This window comes from Roseomonas elaeocarpi, from assembly GCF_042433915.1.
GTDB classification, from domain to species: Bacteria; Pseudomonadota; Alphaproteobacteria; order Acetobacterales; family Acetobacteraceae; genus Roseomonas; species Roseomonas elaeocarpi.
Genome location: NZ_JBHLUN010000001.1, coordinates 213,281 through 239,356 on the forward strand (window position 1 = coordinate 213,281; position 26,076 = coordinate 239,356).

The following is a 26,076-nucleotide window of genomic DNA, read 5'->3' on the forward strand; positions in this document are numbered from 1 at the left end:
GTGAAGCACGATCCTGATGGATCCTGCGCATCGCTCGAAGCCTGTCGGCTGCTGCGCAGTTCTCATGTGCCGTTGCAATGGCCTTCATCGCCGCGTGGCATTTGCGCGTGACCGGACGAGCGGCGATCCAGGGGGAGGGAGGTCCTTCTCCCCTGGCCGCGATGCATCCTTACCGGAAGCGATCTAGCGCCTTGTAGTAGAGCCCCACCAGCGGCAGGAACCAGGGCTTGCCGGAATATCCCGGCACGGCGGGCCAGTTGAGGCCCTTGACCGGGTTGCGGTCCGCTTGCCCGAGAATGGCCTCGGCCATCACCACCCCCATCTGCGTCGACATCTGCGCGCCGTGACCGGAATAGCCCATGGCGTACCAGAGCCCGTCCTCGCGCCCGGCACGCGGGTAGCGGTCGCGGGTCATGTCCACCAGTCCGCCCCAGCAGTAGTCGATCTCGACATCGCCCAGCTGCGGAAACATCCGCGCCAGCGCGGCGCGCAGGATCGCGCCGCTCTTCGCGTCGGAGCGCTGGTCGGAACTGGCGGAAAAGCGTGCGCGGCCGCCGAAGATCAGCCGGTTGTCCGGTGCCAGCCGGAAGTAGTTGCCGATGTTGAGCGAGGACACGCAGGTGCGGTTGCCGGGCATCGTGCGGGCGATCTCGTTCTCGGTGAGCGGCCGCGTCGCGACGATGAAGCTGCCCACGGGTACGATGCGGCGGCGGAACCACTGGAACGGTGCCCCGCGATAGGTGCCGGTATAGGCGCCGGTGGCGAGCAGCACCTCGCCCGCGGAAACCTCGCCTCCCGGCATTCCATCCCGGGTGATCTGCAAGATATGCCGGCCCTCTGCCATGCGTCGCCCCGTGACGGCCGCATTCTCGTGGATCGTGGCGCCCTGCCGCACGGCGGCCTCCGCCAGGCCCGTGACGAAGCGGCCCATATGCATCATGGCACTCTTGCGGAACAGCATCGCGCCGTGCGCGGCGTCGGTCACGATCTCACCCGCGAGGTCGGCGCGGCGCAGCAGGGCGGTGTCGGGATCGACCTCGCGGTGGATCGCCTCGAAGTTGCGCTCGATCGCCGCGATGTGCCCGGGCTTGGAGGCGAGCTTGAGCTTGCCGGAGCGACGGAACGCGCAGTCGATGTTTTCCTCCGCCACGAGGCGCTCGATCGTGTCCACCGCGTCGTCGAAGCTGCGGTAGAGCGCGACCGCGCGCTCCCTGCCCAGCGCCTCCACCGCCGCGGGGAAGCTGTGCGCCAGCCCGTTGTTCAGGTGACCGCCGTTGCGGCCCGAGGCGCCGGCGCCCACCGTGCTGCCTTCCAGCACCACCACGCTGGCACCGGCCCTGGCCAGCGTGTAGGCGGCGGCGAGGCCGGTGAAGCCGCCACCCACCACCGCCACGTCGCAGCGCCCCTGCACCGGCCCCTGCGCGGCGCCGGTGAAGCGCGGCGCCGTGTCGTGCCAGTAGGAGGTGTATTTCACCGCGCGTCCTTACAGGCCGACCACGCCGGGCAACGCGGAGATATCCCTGATCTCGGTGTAGCCGTAATACGGGTTCGCCGGCTCGTGCCCGCGGTTCACCCAGACCTTGTGCTTGATGCCCAGGTCATGCGCCGACATCAGGTCGTAGCGGAACGAGGAGGAGCAGTGGAGGATGTCCTCCGGCCCGCAGTTCAGCATGTCCAGCATGTACTCGAAGGCCCGGAAGCGCGGCTTGTAGGCCCTGGCCTGTTCCGCCGTGTAGACGGCGTGAAAGGGGGCGCCGAGCTTCGCCACGCTCTCGTGGATCTGCGCGTTCATGGCGTTGGACAGGATCACCAGCGGGATCTCCTTGGCGACCCGCGCCAGGCCTTCCGGCACGTCCGGATGCGGGTCCCAGCGCGGCACTTCGTCGTAGATGCTCCGCGCATCCTCGGGACGGAAGGAAACGCCGTTGGCGCGGCAACTGCGCTCCAGCGCGTCGTGCACGACCTCGGCATAGGGTTTCCAGTCGCCCATGACCTCGTCGAGCCGATAGGCGGTGAAGTTGCGGTTGAACTTCTCCATCCGTGCCTGGTCGAGCTGCTCGCCGTAGAGCGCGCGCGCCGCTTCCGCCATCCGGTAGTGGATCAGCGTTCCATGGCAGTCGAAGGTGACGTACTTGGGCCTGAAGGCGGTCATGCGTGCGGGTCCTCGTGGATCGGAACGAATCATACGAGCCTGGCGCATCATAGCCTGTGCCGGAGGCATGGCACGCCGCGTCGCGGGTCCTATGATTGCATTTTCCTGCGCCGCAGCATGATGAAATGCGCTTCCATCATGGCCACGGGCACTCTGCCCACGATGCCGTCGCGCGTGGCTGGTGCACCGTTCCAAAGGCCTGTTGCCAGCCGGACCCCTGTGGAAGCAGTTCCGTGCTCCGCCCCCGCCAGGCCTGTACCTGGTGCCGGCCCGCCTTTTCGCGCAGTGAACGGCACGGTTCCGCAGTGCTTCGATCGAGCGCTGTTCCAGGCAGGCCGGAGCGCCCTGGCGTGATCGTCGCGGGACGCCTGCCCGCAACGCCTGGGCTCACGGATCGGGCCCAGCAAAAGCATTCGAGACGGGCAGGGCGGGATTTGCCGTCCACCCGGCGGCCCTGACGCTGCAGCAAGGGCGCCGTGAAGCAAGTCCGGGGCAGCGCCCAGCAAAGCCCGGGCGCCCCGTTGCTCCTCGGACCTCAGAAGTCCCGGCGTTGCAGCGCCCGGCCGATCTCCAGGATCTGGAGGGCTCGCTCGTCGGTCTGGTTGCCGTCGATCCACCAGTCCACGAGGTTGACGATGTCGGACGGATCATCGAAGCGAAGGCCGTCGCAGGGATGCCGGAACAAACGAAGGTAGTTCTGGGCCCCGTTCCTGGTGGAACCCGTTTCGATGAGCGCACCCCGGTAGCGCCAGACCGGTCCTCCTTGAGGACCGAACTGCACGCAGATCGAGGGGGAGATGTCTCTGGGGTCAGCCATGCACGATCTCCTTGAACAGTACTCGCGCAAGGCGAGCACCAGTCGATACGATATCGCTATAAGGTAGGTTAGAAGCGACGCTTCCACGAGCGCGATTCCGAGGGAGGAACGATCCTTTCCGCCAATCCACCGGGGTATGCTGACCCGCAGCCGGAACAGCCCGCGGCGCTGTGGCATCTGCTGCAGGCACGGTGCTTCGCGTTGGCCATGTTGCATTGCAACTGGCGGTCACCCGACACGGCCTCTTTCAACACCAGGGTCTGGAGCCGCGGCCGCGCGAAAGGGACCACGATCGGCGTCCGCCGGAACAGGTCGGCGCAGCTTCTCCGCCGTGAGATCGGCAGCCCATGGATCATGGCGACGCCTCGGGGCGATGCCTCAGGGCGATGCCTCGGGGCGACGCTGTGGAGCCGCTTGGCTGGATGCCGTTCTCGGCAAAGCGGAGAACAACAAATGAGCCGCTGAAGGGCTCCGCCTTGGCGAGGTGCCCGGCGGACGCACCTGCGCGATGATCAGGGCAGAGCCTGCCGGCCATGACCACGCGCGGCGCCGGCTATTGTGTCCGCGATGCAGGACGTACCGCACATCGTCCTGTGTCGATGGATCCGCAGGGGGGATGTATGGGCGACCGGTTGGTTCCTGAACCAGGACCGGCAGCAGCACCTATCCCCGGTTCGGCTTGGCAAACACCAGCAGCTGCCACGCGATGGGCTTGCCTTGCGGATGGTGCGGGTGCGGCTCCGGTGAGAGCACCTGGCCCTCGGCGCTCGCGATCTCGTGCCCACAGCTCTGGCAACGGTAGATTCCGGCATAGGGCGCCGTGCGCCCGGCCTGGTAGGTTACGGTGAAAGCCTTCTCGTCAGCCTGAGTAACGTAGCCAACGTTTTGATAGAGAGCCATCTGCGACACCACGACGTCCTCGGAGGTTGTGCCACCTGGCAGAACAATTAGGAAGAGGTTGTCTCCGCAGATACTTTTTCTACCGGCCGACCTCGGGTGCTTGAAGAGCAGGCCGCTGTTGCCGAAGGTGGGGAATGTTGATGGTGCGTCACCACCGGGAACCCGCAGAAATCTGCGGGAAAATGGTGTCCGCGGCGGGATTCGAACCCACGGCCCCAGGATTCATCCCACTTCGGCTTTCGCCGCCGCCCCGGCCGGTGGCCGAAACGTTCGTGGTCTGGACTGTCCCTTCACCCTAGACCTCCGGCGGTGCGACCCGCCGCGAGAACCCTTAGGCGCTGCCCATCCAGTCTCTACACCTTCCCCATGCTCGCGCGCAGGGCTTGGCTCGGGATCGGCGTGGGGCGAGAGCCCCGGCGCGTTCCCCGAATTTGAGCAGATCCGCCGCCCGGTTTCCCCTGGCGACGCCCAATTTTCAGGAATCCTGTGCTCTATCCTGCTGAGCTACGCGGACACTTGCCCGGCCGAAGAAGGGGACGGGCGGGCGCAGGCTACCCGAGGGCACACCCGAGTGGCAAGGCGCGGCGTGTGCTCCGCCGCGTCCGCGCACGGCACTGGCGGGACGCCTGCCATGGCCCCGACGTGACGCACCCCGACCTCACCCGCGGCGCCGGAACCGCTCCACCGCCGCCACCAGCGCCGTGCGGACCCCGGGCTCCAGCGCCGAGTGCCCCGCATCGGGCACCACTGTCAGCCGGGCGGAAGGCCAGGCGTCCAGCAACTCGAAGGCGCTGACCGGCGGGCAGACCATGTCGTAGCGACCCTGCACGATCTCGGCCGGGATATGCGCGATGCGTTCCATCCCGCCGAGCAGCCCGCCCGGTCCCGTGCCATCCGTCTTCTCAGGGGGCAGGAACAGTGCGTTGGCGAAGTAATGGGCCTCGATCCGCGCCAGTCCCAGGGCGGAACGGTCTTGCGCGAAGCTCGCCACCAGCTCGGGCGAGGGCATCAGCGTCGAACACAGCCCCTCGTAGTTGCTCCAGGCGCGCGCCGCCGGCAGGTGCACCGCCGGGTCCGGATCGCACAGCCGGCGCAGGTAGGCGCCCAGCAGGTCGTGCCGCTCCTCGGGCGGGACGTGCTCGGCGAAGCCCGCCCAGGCATCGGGAAAGACCCGTCGCAGCCCGTACAGGAACCACTCGACCTCCGACTGCCGACCCAGGAACACGCCGCGCAGCACGCAGCCCACCACGCGCTCGGGATGGGCCTGGGCATAGGCCAGCGCCAGCGTCGATCCCCAGGAGCCGCCGAACAACAGCCAGCGCTCGATGCCGAGGAAGCGGCGCAGGGTCTCTATATCCTCCACCAGGTGCGCCGTGCTGTTCTCGCGCAGCTCGCCCAGCGGGCGGGAGCGTCCGGCGCCGCGCTGGTCGAAGATCACCGCGCGCCAGTGGTGCGGGTCGAAGAAGCGGCGATGCACGGCACCCGCCCCCGCTCCGGGGCCGCCATGGAGGAACAGCACCGGCTGCCCGCGCGGATTGCCCACCTGTTCCCAGTACATCAGGTGGCGGGTGCCCCCCGGCGCGTCCGCCGGGCTGCTGTCCCGGACGCCGTCGGAGGGCGGCGAGAGCGGCAGCAATCCCGTCTCGTAGGGGGCAATATCGGGGAAAAGGTCGCCGCGCGGCATGGCACCTTGTGGCCCGAACCGGCAGGATGGCGCAATCATGCGTGCCGCGATCGGCCCCTCAGTCGTCCGGCCACGCTTCCGCCCCCGTGCGGCCCTCTTCGCCCGGGGCATCCGCGCACCAAATTGAGGTCGATGCCCAGCCTTCCTCCTTCCAGCACGCCGCCCGGCGGCGACCCGAAGCCCAGGCGCCCCGCCGCTCCGCGTGGCGGGGCGCAGGCGGGCTCCGGCACGCCCGGCGCCCCGGCCTGGGGCATGCCGGGACCGGACCGTCCGAAGAACGGCGTTCCGGATCACACCGCCTCTGGAAGCGGGGAGGCCGCGGGCGATTCCGGGCCGGACGCGTCGAAGCCGGGTACGGGCCGCGCGGCCGCCGCGCGGGCGGGCAGCAAGCCGGCCCCCAACAGCCCGCGCTGCGGCGTTTGCGGCACCGAGAGCCGGCAGCCACGCCCGCGCCCGGTGGCGCCGGAACAGGCCCCTGACCTCGACCTCCGGCCGGGGGAGCCGCTGCGTTCCACCATGGAGTTCTGGCTGCAGCAGTGCCCGCACTGTGGCTACAGCGCGCCCGACATCGCCCGCGCCCACCCGGCGGTGGCGCAAGCCGTCGCGGCGGCGCCGTTCCGAGCCCTGGTGAACGACACCGCCCACCCGCTCCTCGCCCGCCGCTTCCTGGCCTGGGCGCATGTGCTGGAGGAAAGCGGCGCGCTGCACGCCGCGGCCGAGGCCACGCTGCAGGCCGCCTGGGTCGCCGATGACGAGGCCATGCCCGAACTCGCCCGAACCTGGCGGCTGGAAGCGGTGGCGCTGTGGCGCTCCGGTCCGCCGCTGTCGCAGGAACAGTCGGTGCGCGTGGTGGACGCGCTGCGGCGCGCCGGGGCCTGGGACGATGCCGCCTCCTCCTGCCGGAACGCCCAGGCCGGCCTGAGCGCGTCGCCCGGCGGGGGCCTCCCGAGTGATCCGGCAACGCAGGTGCTGGGGCTGGAAGCGCGCCTGATCGCGGCCCACGATGATGGGCGGCACACCCTGGCCTCGGCCCTGCCGCCACCGGCACGGCGACCGCACGTCACCCACCAGGGCTCATCGTCGGAGGCGCCACCACCCCGGCGCGACGGTTCCGCGGGGGACGGGCTGCTGGGGCGGCTGCGGCGCTGGCTCGGGCGGAGCTGAGGCCCCGAAAGATCCGCGGGGCCGTGGCGGCCGCGATCCGGGAAGCGCAGTCCGGAAGAACGGCCGGCCTACCGCGAGCGTGGCGGATGAGGTGGCCCGCGCACCCAGGCCTTGGTGCGTTGTTTTGCTCCGTATCCAGCGTGCGGTGACCTGCATCGTGACCCGTCCAGGCTGGGTGCTGCTTTCCACCGCCGTATCGCCACTCCGGTGGCATGGCGCTCGTGCGGCCCGGCAGCGATCGGCAGCGCCGCAGGGAGACGTCACGTCGTGGGGGCCGGACGCTCGCCGCTACCCGAATGTTGACTGAACGTTTCAATCTTCACGGTCCGACACTGCCCTACCATACGGCCCGATGACCGATGCCGCCGACGAGTTCTGGACCACCCACAGCCTCGCGGAAGATGGCGTGACGCTGATCCTGTTTCAGGAAAGCGGGCAGGTCATGGCGGAGGTCATCGGACCCTACGGTCATGATGACGCGGTGATGGTGATGCCGGCGGCAATCCAGATCGCCATGGCGCGGGTGCCCAGCCGGGATGACCTGTTGGTCCTCGATGACGAGGAACTGTGGCAGCGGCATTGGGGTCATCTGCGGGGCGACAAGCCGCGCTTCGCCTGACGCGGCGGTGATACCCGTTACGCCCGGTTCAGATTGTCCGGCCCGGATTGTGCAATCCGCCACTGAAACCGACCGGCCGGCACGACCCTGACCTGTTGCTCAGCCGCGGCGAGGGCACGCAACAGGTCGCTCTTCCGTAATCCTGTCATCTCCCGCAGTTCCGCCAGGCTCAAGGGCAGAGAATGTCCCTGGAGGTGGCTGAGGATCAAAGCAATCACCTGCTGCGTCCGTTCCGGATCGGAGTCTCGGTGCCTTGCGGCTTCTTCTTCTGTCACGCGGGGGCTTCGTGCTCTAGGTAGGACTTACAGCTTGCTACTGCATGCAATGTGCCCGTGAGGCAAACGCAAAATTTGTTAAAGGCACCACGCTCCCACGAGGCTCACGCGACGGGCGCCCAGGCCACAGGCGCCTGACCCAACTCGCCGTTCAGCTATGAACGAGTGCTTTCCGACCCGCACCGCCCGTGGTCAGAGCCCGGGGCACGAACAATCCCCTCGCGTCGCACCGGAACGGCCAGGCCCATGCCGCGCGTGCGGGTCCAAGCCATGTGAGGCTTCATCACGCGAAGTGACGGCACTGCCAGCGTTTGCCCGGCCGGAAGGAGCCCGGCTCTTCCTGCATGGCGATCCGGATTGTCGGGTCCGGAGCAGCACGGTCCGACCACGCCGCCGCGGCAAGCCCGAAATGTCCGGGAACCGGTGAGGAAGCGCGAAGCCTCGTCGCGGGGCGCGAACAGGGTGGGAGCAGAGCGAACGGGAACGCGCGGAGATGGGGTGGGACGCTTCGAAGCAGAGAAGAAAGAAGTCAACGCGGAATATTAGTGCGTTGTTTTCACTTCACTTATAGCTAAATATCCTGCGCTGTTACCCAATACACCACCTTGTGGAGCGAGGTGCTGGCTCGCCCAAAATGTGATCCTTGGAACGCATTGATGATGGCTCAGGAACGCAGCTCAGAGCGACTTCTGTAAAGAACAAAATTAGAATGAAATCTAACCCTGAGCCTCCTTCACCCGGAAGCCCACCATGGATTCGTTCAAGCCCAGTCCGGCACTCTCCCCAGCTACGCCAGCAGAGCTCACAGAGGCGCTGGAGCGTGCCCTGCTCGCAGGCAAGAACATCCGGGACCGGCGCGGCGGACCCATGCTGCGGCTGCACTGACGGCGGAGAAGCTGGCGGTGCACTTGGTGCGGCAAGGCTACGTCATGCTGCGCCCGGCGGACGGCTGGCCCGCCCTTCCGTTCTGATGAGCGCCGCAGAGCCCGCGCCGGACCGCCGCGCCCTCCTCGAGGAGATGCGCTCCCGGGTTTTGGTGATCGAGCGAGGTGTCCAAATCGCCAGCCTGGACCGGCCAGTGGTATCCGTCTCGACCGAAATCGACGCTGCGCCACCGGATGGCGGCCTCGCCCTGGGCGGCGTGCACGAGATCCTGGCGGAGGATGTCGGCGCGGCCACCGGCTGATGGTGACGATGGGCAGTATCGCGGAGGACTACCCGCACGCGACCTTCGCTGACCTGATCCGCCGCTTCCGTTGCCGCCACTGTCTGCGCAGGCCCGAAAGGGGGGCGATCCTGGCGCCGGCGCACCACCGCCGCGGCAGCGAGGTCATCATTGGGCTGCACGGTGCCGAGGTGGCGCGAGAGCAACGCGTCGTCTGCGACATGTCTCGGCCTGGTGGCCACGACCTCTTCAAGCCGCGCGGTTAGCCTCGCAACAGGCCTAAGCGTCGCCAAGTCTCGTCGACTCGCTGATCCGGATAGCAGCGGTAGTCGCCTACTTCCTGAAGCCGCAGCACGTTGCCAGATCGCGAAATGTGCTGTTCGTCTGTGTAATGGACGAACCTTCTTGTTTCCACGCTTCCCACCAAATCTGAGTTGGTGCGCTTCACTACGACGTCAAAGTCTCGATCGGCACGCAACGGCTGCCCCGATGGAGCGCGTAGGAAGTTCCAGGAAGTGCAACCGGTACGACTGTGGTTCTCAGGCAGACCCTCTAGCATAGTGTCCTGTTGGCTGGACGTGATGGTCACATAGGGCGCAAAAGCCCCAGGCCTATCCTGCACGAAGACCTCGCAAGTCGCCGTCCCCCGGCGAGAGCCGCATTTCAGGCGAACAAACACTGCCACATTGCCATTCGCTCGTGCCAGATCTTGATCGGCCGGCAGGACAGTGCCCGGCGGCTGCGGGTCCAACACGAACTCTGGAGGCGGTGGAAGGGTACAGCCACTCACCGAGATGGCGGCCAGGAAGCCGATGCTGGCCACGACACGGGACATACAGGGCTCCTCCGGCGGGTGATCCTGGCTGACCATAGCAGGCTGCCAGATCCACGGCAGGTGCTGCGCCGAACTGTCCAAAGGATGCGCAGCTACCCCCACAGCATCTCCGTACGCCACGTCTCACCCTGGTCGCGGTGAGCGTAGCAGTACCAGCGGCGCTCGAGTTCCGCCTCGCCCAGGACGACGAAGCCCGGCCACCATCCTTGCCGCGGACGACGCAGAGGGGCCTAAAAGGCTGCCTGAGATTGGTGACGGTCAGGCCACTGAGCTGCTTGCTCGGCGGCTGGCTAGGGCGCTTGCACGAAATCCCGAACACTATTCCTACATCGGCGCTGCTATCTGCCGAACAGCATCGCTCCGAGCGCTACAGATGCGACAACCACGAGCGGCACCGACCACCACTGCATCGGCACGAAGAACAGGCTGTGCCGACGGCGGAGCGTCACCCTCTGCCCCGTAGCCGGGTCCACCAGCTCGCGCCCAGGGGCAGCGTTCAAGCGCTGTCCGACGAACCAGTTGACTACCGCCGACACCAGCAGGCCCACCGCCAAGGCATAACCGGCAGCACTGCTTCCAGGCCCGGCCAGGTTGGCCAGGATCGCTGTCACCGAGCCACCCACCAGCGCCACAATCACCACCGTCAGGATGCCCCAGCCACTCCAGATAACCATGCTGCTCCACCTCTTTTCGAAGTGGCAAGAAAGCTGAGGAGGCGGTGCGCGGCAACTGGGTGACCTCAGGCTTATGGCATCCTGCTACTTGACTTTGTAGGACATGGCGCGGTTCTAGTGTGATAGTTACAACGCAAAAACCGCCCGGCAGCCGAGGGAACTCCCCTAGCCACCAGGCGGCACATGACCTGATCGGGGGCGGCGGGTTAGGTAAGCGCTCAACACGAGCGACACCTCGTCCGCGCTGTCCCAGGCCTGATCAGGTCCAGTGGCCCGGCAGCCAAACCCAGCGGCCCTCATGTCCCCAGACCCAGCGGCCCGCTACCCAGTGCTCACCTGCCACCGGGCGAACGATCCACCGGCCGCCAATCCAGTCATAGGCTGCGCCGTTCCAGTGCCAGGCACCTGGCTGCCAGACATATTGCCCGATTGGCGGGGGTGGGCGCTGCTCAGGTCGCGGCGGTGGCACGGGCGGATAAGGCAGCAACACCGCTTGGGGTGGGCGAGGCGGTGGCGGAGGTGGCAACACGCATCCAGCCAAGCCGAGCCCGGCCGCAACCAGCGTAGTGGGAAGAACCCGGCGCGACATCAAACCATCTCCTTGTAGGGGCAATGATCTGAGCCGCGGCACCTTTCCACCACAGGTCCCGAGAGGTGACAAAGATGCAAGGCGCAGCCCGTAGTCTAGGCGGCTGCCCACTTCACTTCCTGGGTCACCGAGTGCGGCTTCCCCGGGCGCCAGTTACGCTGGTAGTAGGCCCAGCCCTCGTCGCGCTCCGTCGGCAGCGCGCCAGCATCGCTGCAGAGCAGCAGCAAACCTCTGTGATGCGACGAACTGCGCATGGCCGGTTCGTTGACCCAACGATCAGCGGAGCACAGCCTGCAGTAGTTGCGGAGGGCAAAAGGATGGTCAGCCCAGGCGAGTTCTGGATCACTCACGTCCTTCTGGAAGACGGCGTGACGTTGATCCTTTTTCGCGAGAACGATCAGGTCATGGCCGAGATCATCGGCCCTGAGGGTCACGAAGACACTGTCATAGCAATGCCGGCCGCGATCAAATACGCCTTCGATCGTTGTCAGGGGAAGAAGGACCTCGCAGTCCTGGACGACGAGGCACTCTGGCAGCCCGAATGGGGGAAGCTACGTGACCAGAAGCTCAGTGCCGGAACATCTCCGAATAACCTGGATCACTCTCAGGTTGGCTCACCTGCTATCCACTGAAGCTGCCCGACCCGCGCCACCTCTCCGCGATGCTCGGCCACGGTGAGGACGCGCAGCAAGACGCTTTTCAGCAGTCCCGTCGCTGCCCGTAGTTCCGCCAGGCTGAGCGGCCGGTCATGCGCCTGCAGCTGGATCAGGATCAGACTGACGTAGTGGGTGTTTACCTGATCAGGGCCAGGTTGCCCGACAAGTTCTGCCTGCATTCTGTTCAAGGCCTCCTGGCCATGGCCTAGCGGAGATGCCTGAACTCAGGACGGCTTTGTGGGTTTAAGATGGCAAGGAAAGCTACTTGGCCGAAAAGTATGCTGCGAGGTCCCCGCTGGGCTACCCAGTACCCCCGGACGGAACCAGCCGCTGCGCCATGTCCGCCGCGGCAGCTACAACAGCGCAAAACGCCCGGCAGCTAAGGGAACTCCCCTAGCCACCGGGCGGCCACGACCCGATCAGGGGGCAGCAGGTTAGGTAGGAGCCCAGCGGCAGACCGCGAGCATGCCTACCTCATGTAACCGCATCCACCCAACGTTTTGTGTGGTTGACGAAACATTCTCGTGAGCACAACCTGCGGTTCTCCAACTATTACTCTGGACGAGCATGGCTGGGCTGGAATTCCGCACGACACGCGACCTTCTTCCGAAGGGCGTGACGCTGATACTGTTCAGTGAAGGCGACCGGGTTCTGGCCGAGATCATCGGGCCAGATGACTGTGAGGACGCGGTCTGGGTGATGCCGGAGGCAATCCTGCAGGCACTCAAGCGCACCATCGATCGAAATGACATCGTGGTCCTCGACGATGAAAGTCTGTGGCAGGAGCAGTGGGGAACGCTGCACGACAGCAGGCAGACGCCTGATCCGGGAACACCGAGGTCGCGTCAGCCAATCTAGTGCCAGCCCCAGGCTAGTCTCCACGACGCCAAGTGAAGTCGCCGACACGCACAACATCGCCTCGCGTTTCGGCGGCGGCGAGCGCACGCAGCAGCACGCTCTTACGCAACCCTGTCTGCTCAGCGAGTTCGGTCAGGCTGAGCGGGAGCTCGTGCCCCTGAAACTGGATCAGCAACACGCCAATCACCTGCTGGGTCTGCACCCACTGAGAGGCAAGATGCCCTGTGGCTGCGTCTTCATCTGTCATGTGAAAAGTTCCGCAGCCGGGATGGAAGATGGCGCGCGCTACTGCCTGCATTGCTTCATCTAAGATACTCACAACCACGTGATTTCGCGGCGCGGCGCCTGAGACAGGCGCGGATCGGTCGTGGTGATGGCAAAGCACTCACTGGGCGAGGCGCATAGCCTGGAACGGAACTGTAGCGAGCCGATCGCCCAGCCCCTATCGAAGCCCTTCCAGGTGGATAGCTTCGTGTAGAAGGTTGTCCGCTCGCGCTGGAACGCCTCCCCCAGCGTCAGCGGGTCGGCCGTGGCGATGGCAGCGCGAGTGATGGCGCCGACTTTGCCGTCATCGGGCACCCCCAGCGCCCGCTGCAGGAACCGCCCCGCGTTGCCGGGGTCGTTGTTCACCGCGCTGTCGAAGACGAGGTCGCGCAGCAGCAGCGATAGCTCGTCGCAGCCAGTGCGGGTCCAGAAATCCCGAAAGTACAGCTCAATCGCCCGCTCATCGGTAAGGTTTTGGATGTCCTCGCCGGGTAGCTGGCGGCGGCGATGCCGTACTTCGTGCCCTTGAGCTTGCCCTTGCCCACCTGGCCGCCGGTCCAGTTGCCGGGGTCGGTCGAGACCATGGACAAGCCGCGCTCATTGACCTTGAGGGCGAGGAAGAAGGCACGAACTCGGCGCGGGTCATCATGTCGGCCATGGCTCAGGTCCCCGCGCCGACGGCCGAGACTGGGATGCCCACTGGCTTCAGCAGCCCGGTCAGCTTCGACAGCGCCGCCGCAGCCGCCGCGAGATCCGGAACCGTCCATCATTACCCGGTCATTTGCCCGGTTTGCCGCACGCAAGGGCAGGAAATTCCGGAACGAAGGGGAAACACGGAACTCCCTCGTAGGGCAGAATCAAGGTGTTAATCAACACGCACGGGAACAGAGGGGGAAAAACCGGCAAGGGTTTGAAGCGGAAGAGGAGGGAGTCGAACCCGCCAAAGACGCGCAGCGCCTTCCACCGGATTTGAAGTCCGGGCACCCCACCGGGGATGTTTCTCTTCCGGGCGGGACGTCACTCCCGAACCGCGGGCGCGTCAAGCTGCTGCCACGGGGCCCTGCACCCCAGGATTCGCGGCGCAGGGTTCGCGATACAGGGTCGACGCACACGCCCCTGAGCGCCTGCCGTCGGAAATCGCTGCAGTGGCGGCATCCCTTTGCGAGGCACCATCCCGGTGCCCGTCATCACCGCGCGGCAGGCGAGCGTCGGCGCCGGTGCCCTCCCGCTCACTTTGCCCGGAACAGGCGGGCGGCGTTTTTGTTCACGTCTTGTTCTGGTTCGCGCAGGAGGGCTAGCTTCCGCCCATGCCCCCCGCATCCCTCCCCAACGCCGCCCCGATTCGCATCCCCCGACCCGCCACGCCGGCAGGGTGACGCCCTGTGTCGGCCACCCAACGGAACACGGTGCTGGAGCAGCTCCGCGCTCAGGTTTCGCGGCTGGAACGCGGCTCCACCGTCTGCGACGCGGTGCCGCTCTGCGCCCCCATCGACGGTTGGCTGCCCGACAACGGCCTCCTGCGCGGGGCGGTGCACGAGGTGCTGTCGGGCGACGAGGGCGCGGCGGTCGGCTTCTGCGCCATGGTGCTCGGTCGCCTCGGCGGCACCGTGGCCTGGATCGCGCCGGAGCCGGACGCGGCACCGGAAGGGCTGCGGCGCTTCGGGCTGGAACCCGCCGCGATCCTGTTCGTCGCGGCCACCGAGCCCGCCGACGCGCTCTGGGCGATGGAAGAGGCACTGCGTTGTTCCGCCCTGGCCGGCGCGCTGCTGGTCACCGCCTCGCCCGGCCTCGCCGCTGCGCGCCGCCTTCAGCTGGCGGCGGAGGCAGGGGGCGGGCTCGGCCTGCTGCTGCGGCCGGATGAAGGCGCCGCGCTGCCCACCGCGGCGCTGACCCGCTGGCGCGTCGCGGCGGCGCACGAAAGTTCCACGGGGTCGGCCGCTCCCAGTCGGCAGCCCCGCTGGCAGCCCCGCTGGCAGTTCTCCTGGCAGCCGTCCTGGCGGCTGGAACTGCTGCGCGCGCGGGCGGGCCGTGCCGGGCAGTGGCAGGTGCGCTGGGAAGCCGAGACCCGCCGCCTCGCGGTCGAGACGACCGAAGGTGAATCGGCCGGGCATGAACCGCTCGGGCATGAACCAACAGGACCGGGGGCGATCCGGGCATGAGCCGCCGGATCCTGGCCGCCTTTCTGCCCCGGCTGGGGGCGCAGCGCCTGCGGCGGCTGCATCGGGCGCCCTGTGACCAGCCGCCCACGGCGACGGGCGACCCTGCCACCCGGCCCCTGGCCACCTGGCGCGTGCAAGGCAACCGCCGCCTGCTGGACAGCGTGGATGCACCGGCCCTGCCGCCCGGCCTGCTCCACCCCGGGCAGGCTCTGGCGGATGCCCAGGCCCTGTGCCCCGACCTCCTCCTCCATCCTGCGGACCCGGCGGCGGAAGCGGCGCTGCTGCACCGGCTGGCGCTCTGGTGCCTGCGCTTCACGCCGGTCGTGGCGGTGGAGGGGGCCGACGGCCTGCTGCTCGACACCACCGGCTCGGCCGCGCTGTTCGGGGGGGAGCGCGCGCTGGTGGCGCGCCTGCGCGACGCCCTGCGGCGCGCCGGCTTCACGGCCCGCGTGGTGGCCGCGGCCACGCCGGGCATGGCGGCGGCGCTGTCGCGCAGCGTGGAAAGCGACCTCGCCGTCCCGCCCGGCGAGGAAGCAACGGCGCTCCGCGGCTCACCCATCGGCGTGCTGCGGCTGCCCGGCGACACGGTGGCGCAGCTCCGGCGGCTCGGCCTGCGCAACCTGGCCGAGCTCGCCGCCCAGCCGCGCGCGCCCCTGGTGCGGCGCTTCGGGGCGGAGGTGATGGCGGCACTCGACGACGCCACCGGGCAGCGCGCCCGGCCGCTGCGCTCCGTCCGTCCACCGGCGGACTTCACCGCGGCGCGCGACCTGCCGGAGCCGATCCTTACCCGCGCCGCCATCGACCTCCAGGCCGATCGCCTGCTGCACGAGCTCTGCGCCTCGCTGCGACAGGCGGGGCAGGGCGCGCGTCGCCTGCGCTTCGCGGGGTTCCGGGTGGATGGCGAGGTGCAGGAACTCGCCGTCGGCACGCTTCTGCCCAGCGCCGACCCCGCCCACCTCGCGCGGCTGCTGCGGGAACCGCTGGGCACGCTGCGGCCGGATCTGGGCTTCGAGCGCCTCGTGCTGGAGGCCACGGAAACCAACCCCCTCCCGCCGGAGCAGCTGCACGCCGCCACCCTGGGCCCGGCCGGGGCGGAGCGGCAGGCCCTGGCCGCGCTGGTGGACCGGCTGCGGCAGCGCACGCGCGTGTGGCGCGCGGCGCCGCGGCCCGCGCACCTGCCGGAACACGCCGTCGCCCGCGCCGCGCCGCTCTCCCCCGAAACACCGCTGCCATCCGGCTGGGGCCTGCGGCAACGGCCGGTGCGCCTCCTGCGCCGCCCCAGGCCGCTGGGCGTGCTGGCCGAGGTCCCGGACGGGCCGCCGCTGCGCCTCATCCTCGGGCGGAACACTTATCGCGTCCTGCGCGCGGCCGGGCCGGAACGGCTGGAACCGCCCTGGTGGGAAGACGGGCCGCCCCGTGCGCGGCGCGACTACTTCCGCCTGCAGACCGCCGGCGGCCCACGCCTCTGGGTGTGCCGGCTGGGCGAGAACCGCGCCGACGCGCCGGCCCGGTGGTTCCTGCACGGCTACTTCGCCTGAGGCTGGGCCCGTGAAAAACGCCATGCTTCCCGGCTACGTGGAACTGTCGCCGCGTTCCAACTTCTCGCTGCTCGACGGGGCGTCGCACCCGGCGGAACTGGTGCTGCGCGCGCAGGAGCTGGGCCATGCCGCGATCGGGCTGTGCGACACCAACAGCCTCGGCGGCATCGTGCGCGCCCATGTCGCGGCGCGCGAACTCGAGCTGCCCTTCGTGCCCGGCGTGCGGCTGCGCCTCGCGGACGGGGGCGAATACCTCGCCTGGCCCACCAGCCGCGCGAGCTACGGCCGGCTGACCCGGCTGCTGTCGGAGGCCAGGATGCGCGCGCCCAAGGGCGAGGAAGCGGTGGAGCGGGACGCCCTGCTGCGATCGGCCGAAGGACTCTGCCTCGCCGCCGTGTCGCCGGTGCGGCCCGACCTGCGCTTCGCGGAACAGCTCGGCCGGGACGCGGCGGCGCTGCGCGGGCGGCTGCCGCTGCCGCTCTTCTGCACCGCCACGATCCGCTTCGACGACATCGACGAGGACCGGCTGGAGGCCCTCGACGAGCTGACGCGGGTGCTGGGCATCGAGCTGCTGGCCACCAACGAGGTGCGCTACCACGTCGCGGAACGGCGGCCGCTGGCCGACCTGCTCACCGCCATCCGGCTGCGCACCACGGTGGACAACCTCGGCGAGGCAGCCGAGCCCAATGCCGAGCGCCACCTGAAATCCCCCGCCGAGATGGTGCGCCTGTTCCGCCGCGCGCCGCAGGCCGTGCGCAACACCCTGCGCGTGCTGGAAGCGACGCGCGGCTTCTCGCTGGACCAGCTGCGCTATGAATATCCGGAAGAAATCCTCGACCCCGGGCGGACCGCGCAGCAGACCCTGGCGGCGCGTGTCGCGGCGGCCGCGGCGGAACGCTGGACCGTGGTGCCCGAGGCGATCGAGGCACGCCTGCGCGAGGAGCTCTCGCTGATCGGCCGCCTCGACTACGCCCGCTACTTCCTGACGGTGCACGAGATCGTCCGCTTCGCGCGGGCGCAGGGCATCCTCTGCCAGGGTCGCGGTTCCGCCGCCAACTCGGCGGTCTGCTTCGTGCTGGGCATCACCGCCGTGGACCCCGGCAAGCACGACCTGCTGTTCGAGCGCTTCCTGTCGGAAAACCGCGGCGAGCCGCCCGACATCGACATCGACTTCGAGCACGAGCGCCGCGAGGAGGTGATCCAGCACCTGTATCAGCGCTACGGGCGTGAGCGCGCGGCGATCTGCGCCACCGTGATCCGCTACCGCGACCGCTCCGCCATCCGCGAGGTCGGCCGCGCCATGGGCCTGTCGGAGGACGTGACCGCCCGCCTCGCCCGGGCGAGCTGGGGACCGGGACGCGAGATGACGCTGCACGCGCTGGCCGCGGAGCTCGGCCTCGACACCCGCGACCGCCGGCTGCGCCAGGCGCTGACGCTGGCCACCGAGATCCGGGGCTTCCCGCGCCACCTCGCGACCCATGTGGGCGGCTTCGTGATCACGCGCGGCCCCTTGACGGAGTTGGTGGTGGTCGGCCGCGCGGCGATGGACGGGCGCACCGTGCTGGAATGGGACAAGGACGACATCACCGCCCTGGGCATCCTCAAGGTCGACGTGCTGGGCCTGGGGATGCTGAGCTGCCTCCGGCGGGCCTTCACCCTGATGGAGCGGCATACCGGCCGGCGGCCGCAGCTCCACGCGATCGAGGGGGACTGCGCCGAAACCTTCGCGATGCTCCGCCGCGGCGACAGCCTGGGCGTGTTCCAGGTGGAAAGCCGGGCGCAGATGAACATGCTGCCCCGCCTGCGCCCGCGCGCCTTCTACGACCTGGTGATCCAGGTCGCGATCGTGCGCCCCGGCCCGATCCAGGGCGACATGGTGCATCCCTACCTGCGCCGTCGCCAACACCTGGAGGAGGTCATCTATCCCCGCCCCGGCGAGGGCTTCGGCCCGCCCGACGAGATGGAGCGCGTCCTTGGCCGCACGCTGGGCGTGCCGCTGTTCCAGGAACAGGCGATGCGGCTGGCCATCGTGGCGGCCGGCTTTTCCCCGGCCGAGGCCGACGACCTGCGCCGCGCCATGGCGACCTTCAAGTACACCAAAGGTGTCGGCCAGTACCGCGACCGCCTCGTGGAAGGGATGGTGGCGCGCGGCTACGAGCGGGCGCTGGCGGAGCGCGTGTTCCGGCAGATCGAGGGCTTCGGCTCCTACGGCTTTCCCGAAAGCCACGCGGCGAGCTTCGCGCAGCTCGTCTACACCTCGGCCTGGATCAAGTGCCACCACCCAGGCGTCTTCGCCGCGGCGCTGCTGAACTCGCAGCCCATGGGCTTCTACGCGCCGGCGCAGATCGTGCGCGACGCGCGGGCGCACGGCGTGGCGGTGCGCCCGCTCGACCTCAACAGCAGCGAATGGGACAGCACGCTGGAGTCCGACCACGGGAGCACCGGCGGGCTGGCGCTGCGCCTCGGCCTGCGCCTGGCGCGCGGCCTGACCGAGCGCGACGGGCAGGCGCTGGTGGCGGCGCGGGCGGCCGGCAACGGCTCCCCCTTCGGCTCGGTGCGGGAGGTGGCGGGGCGCTCCGGCATCGGGCGGCGCGGGATCGAGGCGCTGGCGGCGGCCGACGCCTTCGCGGCCTCGGGCCTCGGGCGGCGCGAAGCGCTGTGGGACGCGGCGGCGCTGGGCAGCGGCGTGGAGGACCTGCCGCTCTTCGCGGTGGGTCGCGCCGAGGCGGCGGTGGCGGCCCCGCGCCTTCAGCGGGAAGCGGCGCCGCTTCTGCCGCCGGAGCGTGCGGGCGAGCAGGTGGTGGAAGACTACCGCAGCACCACGCTGTCGCTGCGCCCGCACCCGCTGGCCCTGTTGCGGCCCGGGCTGCAACGGCTGGGCTGGGACGACACGCGGCGGCTGGACACCGCCCCCAGCGGCACACGGGTGCGGGTGCCGGGCCTGGTGCTGATGCGCCAGCGGCCGGGCAGCGCCAAGGGCATCGTCTTCGTGACCACCGAGGACGAGCACGGCGTCGCCAACCTCGTGATCTACCCGGACATCGTGGCGCGCGACCACGCCGTGCTGGTGGGCGCGCGCCTGATCCTGGCGGAAGGCCGGGTGGAGCGCGAGGAGGCCGACACCGAGGTGCCGGTGATCCACCTCGTGGTGCGGCGCCTCCTCGACCGCACCGACCTGCTGGACGCCCTGGGGTGAGTGGCATGAAGGGGGAGCTTGGGGCCTGTGGCATGGCTCTCTGGGATGGCCCTGGAGTGACCGCTCGGCACGGCCTCCCAAGGCGCTCGCCCGAAGGGTCCGGACCGAGCGTGTCGGGCACGGCGCTGGGCAGGCGCCGGCCGACGTGGCTTGATGCCGCTCCCGGGGGCTGCGGCCTGCCGGAGAAGGAGAGAACCATGCCCGAGATCGTCGTCTTTGCCGCCACGGGGCGCAGCACGGAACAGAAGCGCGGGTTGTGCCGCGACATCACCGAAGCCATGGTCCGCAACTTCGGGGTCGCGGCCGACCAGGTGACGGTGCAGATCGTGGAATCGTCCCTGGACAGCAAGAGCAAGGGCGGGGTGCTGTTCAGCGACCGCTGAGCGCCGGGGGGGACTTCGCCGGACCGGCCGCCCGCCGCCTGCCAGGGTGGGCGGTTCCGCCACCCCTGCCGTGGCGGGGGATCAGCCCTCCCGAAGGGTGATGGCCGGGGCGTTGTCCACGGGGGTCCTTCCATGGCCAGATGCGCCCCCGTCCGGCGCAAAGGCCCAGCATGACCCTCTCCCCGACCACGGCCCCCCTCCCGCTCGATCCGGAGCGGGACGTGCTGATCGTGGTGGATGTGCAGCCCGACTTCATGCCGGGCGGCGCCCTGCCGGTTTCCGACGGGGACGCGGTGCTCCATCCCGTCAACGCCCTGCTGCACCGCTTCGGCCACGCGGTGGCGACGCAGGACTGGCACCCGGCCGATCACCTGTCCTTCGCCAGCCAGCATCCCGGAAACCTGCCCTTCGGGATCGTGCAACTCGATTACGGGGATCAGATCGTCTGGCCCGACCACTGCGTGCAGGGAACGGCCGGCGCCGCGCTGCACCCGCTGCTGCACAGCGACCGGTTGCGCGCCGTGTTCCGCAAGGGCGTTCGGCGCGCGGTCGACAGCTACAGCGGCTTCGTCGAGAACGACCGGCGCACGCCCACGGGGCTGGAGGGCTACCTGCGCGGCACCGGCGCGCGGCGGGTATTCGTGTGCGGCCTGGCCACGGACTTCTGCGTGTCCGCCACGGCGATCGGGGCGGCCGAGCGCGGCTTCGAAACCTGGCTGGTGGGCGATGCGTCCCGCGCCATCGCGGCGCCCGAGCCGGCTGGTGGCACCAGCCTGGACCGCGCCATGGCCGCGATGGCCGCGGCGGGCGTCGGGACCACCACCAGCGCGGCGCTGCTGGGGTAGAGCAAATCCCGATCGGGTGAAGACGCCCGGAAAAACAACAGTCTGAAGCGCTTCGCGTAAGCCAGGGCGAACGGAAGCCGCTCTGGAAACTCCGTCGCGTAGCCCGGTGCGTCCGGACTCATGCCGGGCCGGCGGATGCCCCGCCGGAGGCGCGGCGCCGCGGTGAAGGACGGCGCCCGCCGTGCCGGAAGGCCCCGCCGCCGGTAGCGCGGCGGGCAGCACTCACCGAGGGGGAGGCGAACTCCCCCGGCGGATCACTCCTTGCGCTCTTCCGCCTCGTCGTCCTCGTCCTCGTCGCCGTACTCGACCTCGGCGCCCCCCACCACGGCCAGGCAGTCGGCATAGGTCGAGAGGATCCAGTCCCGGTCGAAGCGCGCGGTCTCGCCTTCGGAGCGCATGATGAGCTGCAGCAGCGCCAGCGCCACGGCCGGCTCGCTGTCGCCGCTGACCCGGATGTCGGGATCGGGCATGGTCGGACTCCTTAACCTAGGATGCAGCTTCTAAGCCCCCGCGCCGCCGGTGGCTGCAAGGGGACCGATCACGTGGCAGTGGGCTTGTCGCCCGCCGGCAGTGCATCGCCACCCCGAGGGCCGGCGAGACGGCGGATCGCGGCCAACTTGTCGGGCGCATCCCAGGCGGCGGCCCCTTCCAGCCGCGCGACCTCCTGCCCCTGCCGGTCCAGAATCACCGTGGTCGGCAGGCCCCGGATCCCCAGCTGCCGCCCGGCCGCCCCCTGCGGGTCGAGCCAGATCGCCAAGTTGCGCACTCCGTGGGCGGCGTAGAAGCCCTTGACCTGCGGCGCCCCGCCACGGTCGGAAGACAGCGGCAGCACCGCGATCCCGTCCCCCGCCAGCGCCGCGGCGAGGCGGTCGAGCGAGGGCATCTCCTCGACGCAGGGGCCGCACCAGGTGGCCCAGAAGTTCATCACCACGCCCTGGCCACGGAACTCCCCCAGGGTCTTCGCCGTCCCCTCCGCATCGGTGAATCGCAGGGCGGGCAGGGGCTTCGGCTCGCCTTCCCGCAGCTGGCCCAGATCGCCGGAAGGGCCGCCGCCCTGCGTTCCCCCTTGGGCCCGCGCTGGACGCGCGGGGAGGGTCATGCTCAACGTGCCAGCGCTCAGCGCCCCCGTTGCCAGCGTGGCAGCCAGGGCTTGGCGGCGTCCGATCCTCAGCACGGGAACTCCTCCGTTCGTGTCCAGCAGCAGCAACGATCCCAATAACGCGTGGGGCGGCCGCTACGCCGAGGGACCCTCGGCGGTGATGCAGGCCATCAATGCCTCCATCGGCTTCGACCGCGAGATGTGGCGCCAGGATATCCGCGGCAGCCTCGCCCACGCGGCGATGCTGGCCCATGTGGGGATCATCTCCACCGAGGACGAGACCCGCATCCGCGAAGGCCTCGACGCCATCGCCGGTGAGATCGAGCGCGGCGAGTTCCCCTTCAGCGAGGCGCTGGAGGACATCCACATGAACGTGGAGGCGAGGCTCACCGAGCGCGTGGGCGAGGCCGGCAAGCGCCTCCACACCGGCCGGTCCCGCAACGACCAGGTGGCGCTGGACGTCCGCCTGTGGACCCGCGACGCGATCGACGGCCTCGACGCGCAGCTGGCCGACACCATGCGCGCCCTGGTGGCGCGCGCGGCCGAGCACGCGGCCACCGTGATGCCGGGCTTCACCCACCTGCAGCCGGCGCAGCCCACCACGCTGGGCCACCACCTGCTGGCCTACGCCGAGATGCTCCACCGTGACCGCGGCCGCCTCGCGGACTGCCGCCGCCGCCTGAACGAGAGCCCTCTCGGCGCCGCAGCACTCTGCGGCACCGGCTTCCCGATCGACCGGCACATGACGGCGGCCGCGCTGGGTTTCGACGGCCCGACCCGCAACAGCCTCGATAGCGTCGCCTCGCGCGACTACGCGATCGAGTTCCTTTCCGCCTGCGCCATCTGCGCCACCCACCTGTCGCGGCTGGCGGAAGAGTTCGTGATCTGGACCAACCCGTATTTCGGCTTCGTGCGGCTGAGCGACGCCTACACCACCGGCTCCTCGATCATGCCGCAGAAGCGCAACCCCGACGCGGCGGAGCTGGTGCGGGCCAAGCCGGGGCGGATCACCGGCGCGCTGGTGGGGCTGCTGACGGTGATGAAGGGCCTGCCGCTGACCTACGGCAAGGACATGCAGGAGGACAAGGAGGGCATCTTCGACGCCGCCGCCTCACTGTCGCTCAGCCTCGCCGCCACCGCCGGCATGGTGCGCGACATGCAGCCCGACGCCGATCGCTTGCGCGCCGCGGCGGGTGCCGGCTTCTCCACCGCCACCGACCTCGCGGACTGGCTGGTGCGGGAACTCAAGCTGCCCTTCCGCGACGCGCACCACGTCACCGGCCGCCTCGTGGCCCTGGCCGAGCGGGAAGGCGTGGACCTGCCCGCCCTGACGCTGGCGCAGATGCAGACGGTGGAGCCGCGCCTGCACGGGGGCGTGTTCGACGTGCTCTCGGTGGAAGCCTCGGTGCGCTCGCGCACCTCCTTCGGCGGCACCGCGCCCGACAACGTGGCCGCCATGGCGCGCGAATGGCAGGAAAGGCTCGGCTGATGCACCGGATCATCGCGGCGGTGCTGCCGCTGCTTCTCCTCGGGCTGACGCTCGCGGCCTGCGGGCGGACGGGGCCGATCCGCCCGCCCGGTCCGCAGAGCGAGATCACCTACCCGCGGGCCTACCCGAGCAAGTAGCCCCGCCCACGGCCGCCGCGACCCGGGCCCCTGTATCGCCTGGGTCGCCGCGCCTTCATCCCCCCGCCAGCACGGTGGCGCCCGGGTGCCCCAGCGCGGCGCGCGTCCGGGCCGAGACGCGGTCCTGGCCGGGGGGCAGGTCCTCCAGCCGGAGGATGCGCAGCCCGCCGTGTTCCAGCACCTGCACCCCGGTACGGCCGCTGCCGTCGCGGCGGAAGCGCAGGCTGGCGCGCGCCGAACCGACCCGCACGTCGCGCAGCGTGACCTCCGGCAGCCAGGCGGGCAGGGCTGGATCGACCACCAGCGTGCCGCGGGGCGCCATCGGCAGCAGCCCCAGCAGCGTGTCCACCATCAGCACCACGGCGCTGGCCGACCAGGCCTGGGGCGAGCAGGCGCCGGGGTAGAGGCCCGGGTGCGGGTGGCGCGCGTCGCGCGGGTGGCCGCCGAAGACTTCCGGCAGCCGGTCCTCGTCGAAGATCTGCGCCGCGTCGAACAGCGCCCGCACCACCCGGTGGGCATGATCGTCGAAGCCGTAGCGGCGCAGGCCGAAGGCGGCGATGGCGTTGGGTGCCGGCCAGACGGTGCCCAGGTGATAGGCGAAGGGGTTGAAGGCGGGGTGCTCGCTCGACAGCGTGCGGATGCCCCAGCCGCTGAACATGTCCGGTGCCAGCAGCCGGTCGGCCACCGCCGCGGCCTTGTTCTCGTCCACGATGCCGTAGGCCAGGCAGGAGCCGGGGTCGGAGGCGATGCTGCGGACCTGCTGTCCCGCGCCGTCGAGGGCGATGGCGAAGTACCGCTCCCCGGGCATCCAGTAGCGTTCGTTGAAGCGCTCCCGCAGCGCCGCCGCCTCGCCGTGCAGGCGTTCCGACAGCGCCGCCTCACCGAGCGTCGCGAAGGCTTCGCCCAGCGAGCGCTGCGCACCGAAGAAGATTGCCTGCACGTCGGCCATGGCGATCGGCGCGGCAACGTTGCGGCCGTCGGGGTAGAGCACCGCCTGCTCGGAATCCTTCCAGCTCTGGTTCTTGAGCCCCTTGGGCGAGCGCGTCCGGTAGAAGTGGAAGCCGGAAGCGTCGCGGTTCGCGGCCATCCAGTCCAGCGTCCGCTCCAGCGCCGGACGCTGGGATCGCAGCAGGGCGGCATCGCCGGTCTGGGTGAAGTGGCGCGCGGCGGCCAGCAGGAACAACCCCGGCGCCGTGTGATCGCCGTAGTAGCGCCCGAAGGGTGTCAGCCCCAGCGTGGCGAGGGGGCCGCGCAGCCGCTGGTGCAGCACCTTGCCGGGCTCGGCATCCAGGAAGTCGTCGGTGTTCTGCGCGTTCCAAGGCGTGACGGCGTCGAGCGCGCCGCGCAGCGTCGCGGGGTTGAGCACGGCGCTCTGCAGCGCCGCGACAAAGGCGTCGCGCCCGAACAGCCCGGAAAAATTCGGGATGCCGGCCACCACCATCCAGGGCTGCCCTTCCGTGCCCTCGCCGGTCTGCAGCGAGGCGAGGTCGCTCACCGCCCGGTCCCAGGTTGCCTGCACCGCCGGGTCGCCGGCTTCCAGCACGGCGCAGCCGTCGGCCCAGTCGCGCCGCGCGGCCGCGGGCGTCGCCTCGGGCGCGAAGCCGCCGTCCACGCCGTAGAAGGGCGCCGTTTCCGTCCCCGCCATGCGCGGCGACAGGTCGAGCGTGATCAGCCGCGGCTCCTGCGGGCGCAGGCGGAGGCGGCACTCGAGCCGCTCCCCCGCCTCGCTCCACCCGTCGCCGCCGGCGAGCGCGACGGTGGTGGCGAGGTCGAGCCCGGGATGGCCGTAGCGCAGGGTCAGCGCCCCGCCGGGCTCACCGCCGCCGCTGTTGGGGCGCGGCGCCCAGTGGCGCTCCACCGTGCCCCGCTGCTGGCGCTCGCCCGCCTGGACCTCCTCGATATCGGCGAAGTCGGCGTCGAGCACGAGGCCCAGAGTCACCTCGGTTTCGGCCAGCGCGTGGTTGGTGACGATGAGGTCGAGGTGCAGCCCGCCGCCCACGAAGGCGTGCAGCTGCAGCGCGATGCCCTTGCTCACCACCTCGCCCGGGGAAGCGTTGGGATTGTCCCGGTCCGGGCTCGCCGCGAGGCCGGCGGGCGAGGGCGCGAGGTGGTAGGCCAGCAGCGAGTGCGCTTCCACCGTGTTGGCCGAGATGGGGCTGGGCGGCTTGCCGTCCACCTCCAGCTCCAGCCGCGACAGGAAGCGGGTCTGATGAAGGAAGAAGCCGTGCGAGCCTTCCCGCAGGCGGGCCTGCCGGTCGGTGATCAGCACCGCGAAACCCTGATAGGCGATGAGGTTGTCCGGCCGCACGGTGCAGCGGTTCGCGTCGCGCAGCCGCGTCAGCGCGGCGGCGACCCGGCCGGTCGTGCGGGTGGCGCCCGGGCCTTCCGACGACCTTCCTCCTGATGGCGACGCACTCGCGGGTGAAACCTCGTCGTGCATCGTCGCCCTTCCCCCGCTCGTTTCCGCAAATCCGGATGCTGCGGGTAACGCGCGACGCGCGAGGGCGCTGCTGGCGGGGGCGGCGAAGGGCGCCAGGATCGCCCCGCGCAGGAGGCGGGTGAGCCAGCCGCGACGGTT

General features: G+C 70.0%; 28 protein-coding genes and 1 tRNA gene. 12 read left to right on the top strand and 17 right to left on the bottom strand.

Translation table 11 applies throughout. The features are described 5' to 3' along the window. Positions 1 to 169: 169 nt before the first annotated feature. From ACFFGY_RS00730 to pip, 5 genes are all read right to left on the bottom strand, one after another. Entirely contained in the window at positions 170 to 1,474 is a 1,305-nt protein-coding gene (locus ACFFGY_RS00730; protein WP_377042429.1) for an NAD(P)/FAD-dependent oxidoreductase, read from the bottom strand. A gap of 9 nt (positions 1,475 to 1,483) precedes the next feature. After that, entirely contained in the window at positions 1,484 to 2,152 is a 669-nt protein-coding gene (locus tag ACFFGY_RS00735; RefSeq protein WP_377042430.1) for a haloacid dehalogenase type II, read from the bottom strand. A gap of 535 nt (positions 2,153 to 2,687) precedes the next feature. Next, on the bottom strand, positions 2,688 to 2,969 hold the full coding sequence (locus tag ACFFGY_RS00740; RefSeq protein ID WP_377042432.1) for a hypothetical protein: 282 nt from the start codon (positions 2,967 to 2,969) through the stop codon (positions 2,688 to 2,690). A gap of 663 nt (positions 2,970 to 3,632) precedes the next feature. Then, on the bottom strand, positions 3,633 to 3,878 hold the full coding sequence (locus ACFFGY_RS00745; protein ID WP_377042434.1) for a zinc ribbon-containing protein: 246 nt from the start codon (positions 3,876 to 3,878) through the stop codon (positions 3,633 to 3,635). A gap of 649 nt (positions 3,879 to 4,527) precedes the next feature. After that, positions 4,528 to 5,553, bottom strand: coding sequence for a prolyl aminopeptidase (gene pip, locus ACFFGY_RS00750; protein WP_377042435.1), 1,026 nt, complete (start codon positions 5,551 to 5,553; stop codon positions 4,528 to 4,530). A gap of 132 nt (positions 5,554 to 5,685) precedes the next feature. On the opposite strand from pip, the gene ACFFGY_RS00755 reads away from it, so the two are divergent. Next, positions 5,686 to 6,717 carry a hypothetical protein gene (locus tag ACFFGY_RS00755; RefSeq protein WP_377042436.1) on the top strand — a complete coding sequence of 344 codons (1,032 nt, stop codon included), beginning with the start codon at positions 5,686 to 5,688 and terminating at the stop codon, positions 6,715 to 6,717. A 352-nt stretch (positions 6,718 to 7,069) separates the two neighbouring features. Continuing rightward, a complete protein-coding gene (locus ACFFGY_RS00760; RefSeq protein WP_377042437.1) occupies positions 7,070 to 7,336 on the top strand; it encodes a hypothetical protein in 267 nt (88 codons plus the stop codon). A gap of 17 nt (positions 7,337 to 7,353) precedes the next feature. Here ACFFGY_RS00760 and ACFFGY_RS00765 read toward each other — a convergent pair whose 3' ends face one another. Next, positions 7,354 to 7,611 (bottom strand): hypothetical protein, encoded by a 258-nt coding sequence (locus ACFFGY_RS00765; RefSeq protein ID WP_377042438.1) that lies wholly within the window; start codon positions 7,609 to 7,611, stop codon positions 7,354 to 7,356. 970 nt (positions 7,612 to 8,581) lie between these two features. On the opposite strand from ACFFGY_RS00765, the gene ACFFGY_RS00770 reads away from it, so the two are divergent. Then, entirely contained in the window at positions 8,582 to 8,797 is a 216-nt protein-coding gene (locus tag ACFFGY_RS00770) for a hypothetical protein (protein WP_377042439.1), read from the top strand. Between the two features lie 8 nt (positions 8,798 to 8,805). Next, positions 8,806 to 9,042, top strand: coding sequence for a hypothetical protein (locus ACFFGY_RS00775; RefSeq protein ID WP_377042441.1), 237 nt, complete (start codon positions 8,806 to 8,808; stop codon positions 9,040 to 9,042). Between the two features lie 907 nt (positions 9,043 to 9,949). Here the strand turns inward: ACFFGY_RS00775 and ACFFGY_RS00780 are convergent. The 4 genes from ACFFGY_RS00780 to ACFFGY_RS00795 form a co-directional block, all read right to left on the bottom strand. Next, entirely contained in the window at positions 9,950 to 10,285 is a 336-nt protein-coding gene (locus ACFFGY_RS00780) for a hypothetical protein (protein ID WP_377042443.1), read from the bottom strand. 259 nt (positions 10,286 to 10,544) lie between these two features. Further along, positions 10,545 to 10,874, bottom strand: coding sequence for a hypothetical protein (locus ACFFGY_RS00785; protein ID WP_377042445.1), 330 nt, complete (start codon positions 10,872 to 10,874; stop codon positions 10,545 to 10,547). Between the two features lie 95 nt (positions 10,875 to 10,969). Then, entirely contained in the window at positions 10,970 to 11,308 is a 339-nt protein-coding gene (locus tag ACFFGY_RS00790; RefSeq protein WP_377042447.1) for a hypothetical protein, read from the bottom strand. A gap of 170 nt (positions 11,309 to 11,478) precedes the next feature. Continuing rightward, positions 11,479 to 11,709 (bottom strand): hypothetical protein, encoded by a 231-nt coding sequence (locus tag ACFFGY_RS00795; RefSeq protein WP_377042449.1) that lies wholly within the window; start codon positions 11,707 to 11,709, stop codon positions 11,479 to 11,481. 388 nt (positions 11,710 to 12,097) lie between these two features. Here ACFFGY_RS00795 and ACFFGY_RS00800 point away from each other — a divergent pair, with 388 nt between their 5' ends. Then, positions 12,098 to 12,388, top strand: coding sequence for a hypothetical protein (locus ACFFGY_RS00800; protein ID WP_377042450.1), 291 nt, complete (start codon positions 12,098 to 12,100; stop codon positions 12,386 to 12,388). A gap of 13 nt (positions 12,389 to 12,401) precedes the next feature. Here the strand turns inward: ACFFGY_RS00800 and ACFFGY_RS00805 are convergent, their stop codons facing one another. The 4 genes from ACFFGY_RS00805 to ACFFGY_RS00820 form a co-directional block, all read right to left on the bottom strand. Next, entirely contained in the window at positions 12,402 to 12,635 is a 234-nt protein-coding gene (locus tag ACFFGY_RS00805; RefSeq protein ID WP_377042451.1) for a hypothetical protein, read from the bottom strand. A 68-nt stretch (positions 12,636 to 12,703) separates the two neighbouring features. Then, positions 12,704 to 13,132 carry a putative peptidoglycan-binding domain-containing protein gene (locus ACFFGY_RS00810; protein ID WP_377042649.1) on the bottom strand — a complete coding sequence of 143 codons (429 nt, stop codon included), beginning with the start codon at positions 13,130 to 13,132 and terminating at the stop codon, positions 12,704 to 12,706. Then, positions 13,015 to 13,422: a hypothetical protein gene (locus ACFFGY_RS00815; protein ID WP_377042452.1), complete on the bottom strand. Its 408-nt coding sequence runs from the start codon at positions 13,420 to 13,422 to the stop codon at positions 13,015 to 13,017. Before ACFFGY_RS00815 ends, ACFFGY_RS00810 begins: the two co-directional genes overlap by 118 nt. Before the next feature lie 145 nt (positions 13,423 to 13,567). Continuing rightward, positions 13,568 to 13,659: transfer RNA gene (locus ACFFGY_RS00820), tRNA-Sec, on the bottom strand. 375 nt (positions 13,660 to 14,034) lie between these two features. Here ACFFGY_RS00820 and ACFFGY_RS00825 point away from each other — a divergent pair. From ACFFGY_RS00825 to pncA, 5 genes are all read left to right on the top strand, one after another. Next, the gene (locus ACFFGY_RS00825; protein ID WP_377042453.1) at positions 14,035 to 14,811 is read left to right on the top strand and encodes an ImuA family protein; all 777 of its coding nucleotides are present in this window, start codon (positions 14,035 to 14,037) and stop codon (positions 14,809 to 14,811) included. Then, positions 14,808 to 16,349, top strand: coding sequence for a Y-family DNA polymerase (locus ACFFGY_RS00830; protein ID WP_377042454.1), 1,542 nt, complete (start codon positions 14,808 to 14,810; stop codon positions 16,347 to 16,349). Before ACFFGY_RS00825 ends, ACFFGY_RS00830 begins: the two co-directional genes overlap by 4 nt. A gap of 22 nt (positions 16,350 to 16,371) precedes the next feature. After that, a complete protein-coding gene (locus ACFFGY_RS00835) occupies positions 16,372 to 19,545 on the top strand; it encodes an error-prone DNA polymerase (RefSeq protein WP_377042455.1) in 3,174 nt (1,057 codons plus the stop codon). Positions 19,546 to 19,742: 197 nt separating this feature from the next. Further along, complete coding sequence (locus ACFFGY_RS00840; protein WP_377042456.1) at positions 19,743 to 19,928, top strand: tautomerase family protein; 186 nt, start codon at positions 19,743 to 19,745, stop codon at positions 19,926 to 19,928. Positions 19,929 to 20,098: 170 nt separating this feature from the next. Beyond that, positions 20,099 to 20,773, top strand: coding sequence for a bifunctional nicotinamidase/pyrazinamidase (gene pncA, locus ACFFGY_RS00845; protein WP_377042457.1), 675 nt, complete (start codon positions 20,099 to 20,101; stop codon positions 20,771 to 20,773). A gap of 254 nt (positions 20,774 to 21,027) precedes the next feature. Here pncA and ACFFGY_RS00850 read toward each other — a convergent pair whose 3' ends face one another. Both ACFFGY_RS00850 and ACFFGY_RS00855 read right to left on the bottom strand, forming a co-directional pair. Further along, positions 21,028 to 21,243, bottom strand: a complete 216-nt coding sequence (locus ACFFGY_RS00850) for a hypothetical protein (protein ID WP_377042458.1) — start codon at positions 21,241 to 21,243, stop codon at positions 21,028 to 21,030. 68 nt (positions 21,244 to 21,311) lie between these two features. Continuing rightward, positions 21,312 to 21,947 (bottom strand): TlpA disulfide reductase family protein, encoded by a 636-nt coding sequence (locus tag ACFFGY_RS00855; protein ID WP_377042459.1) that lies wholly within the window; start codon positions 21,945 to 21,947, stop codon positions 21,312 to 21,314. An 85-nt stretch (positions 21,948 to 22,032) separates the two neighbouring features. Between ACFFGY_RS00855 and argH the strand changes: the two genes are divergently transcribed. Both argH and lptM read left to right on the top strand, forming a co-directional pair. Beyond that, entirely contained in the window at positions 22,033 to 23,361 is a 1,329-nt protein-coding gene (argH, locus tag ACFFGY_RS00860) for an argininosuccinate lyase (RefSeq protein ID WP_377042650.1), read from the top strand. Continuing rightward, complete coding sequence (gene lptM, locus ACFFGY_RS00865) at positions 23,361 to 23,498, top strand: LPS translocon maturation chaperone LptM (protein ID WP_377042460.1); 138 nt, start codon at positions 23,361 to 23,363, stop codon at positions 23,496 to 23,498. The genes argH and lptM overlap by 1 nt, the downstream gene beginning before the upstream one ends. A 55-nt stretch (positions 23,499 to 23,553) precedes the next feature. Here lptM and ACFFGY_RS00870 read toward each other — a convergent pair whose 3' ends face one another. After that, complete coding sequence (locus tag ACFFGY_RS00870; protein WP_377042461.1) at positions 23,554 to 25,938, bottom strand: amylo-alpha-1,6-glucosidase; 2,385 nt, start codon at positions 25,936 to 25,938, stop codon at positions 23,554 to 23,556. Between the last annotated feature and the right edge of the window lie 138 nt (positions 25,939 to 26,076).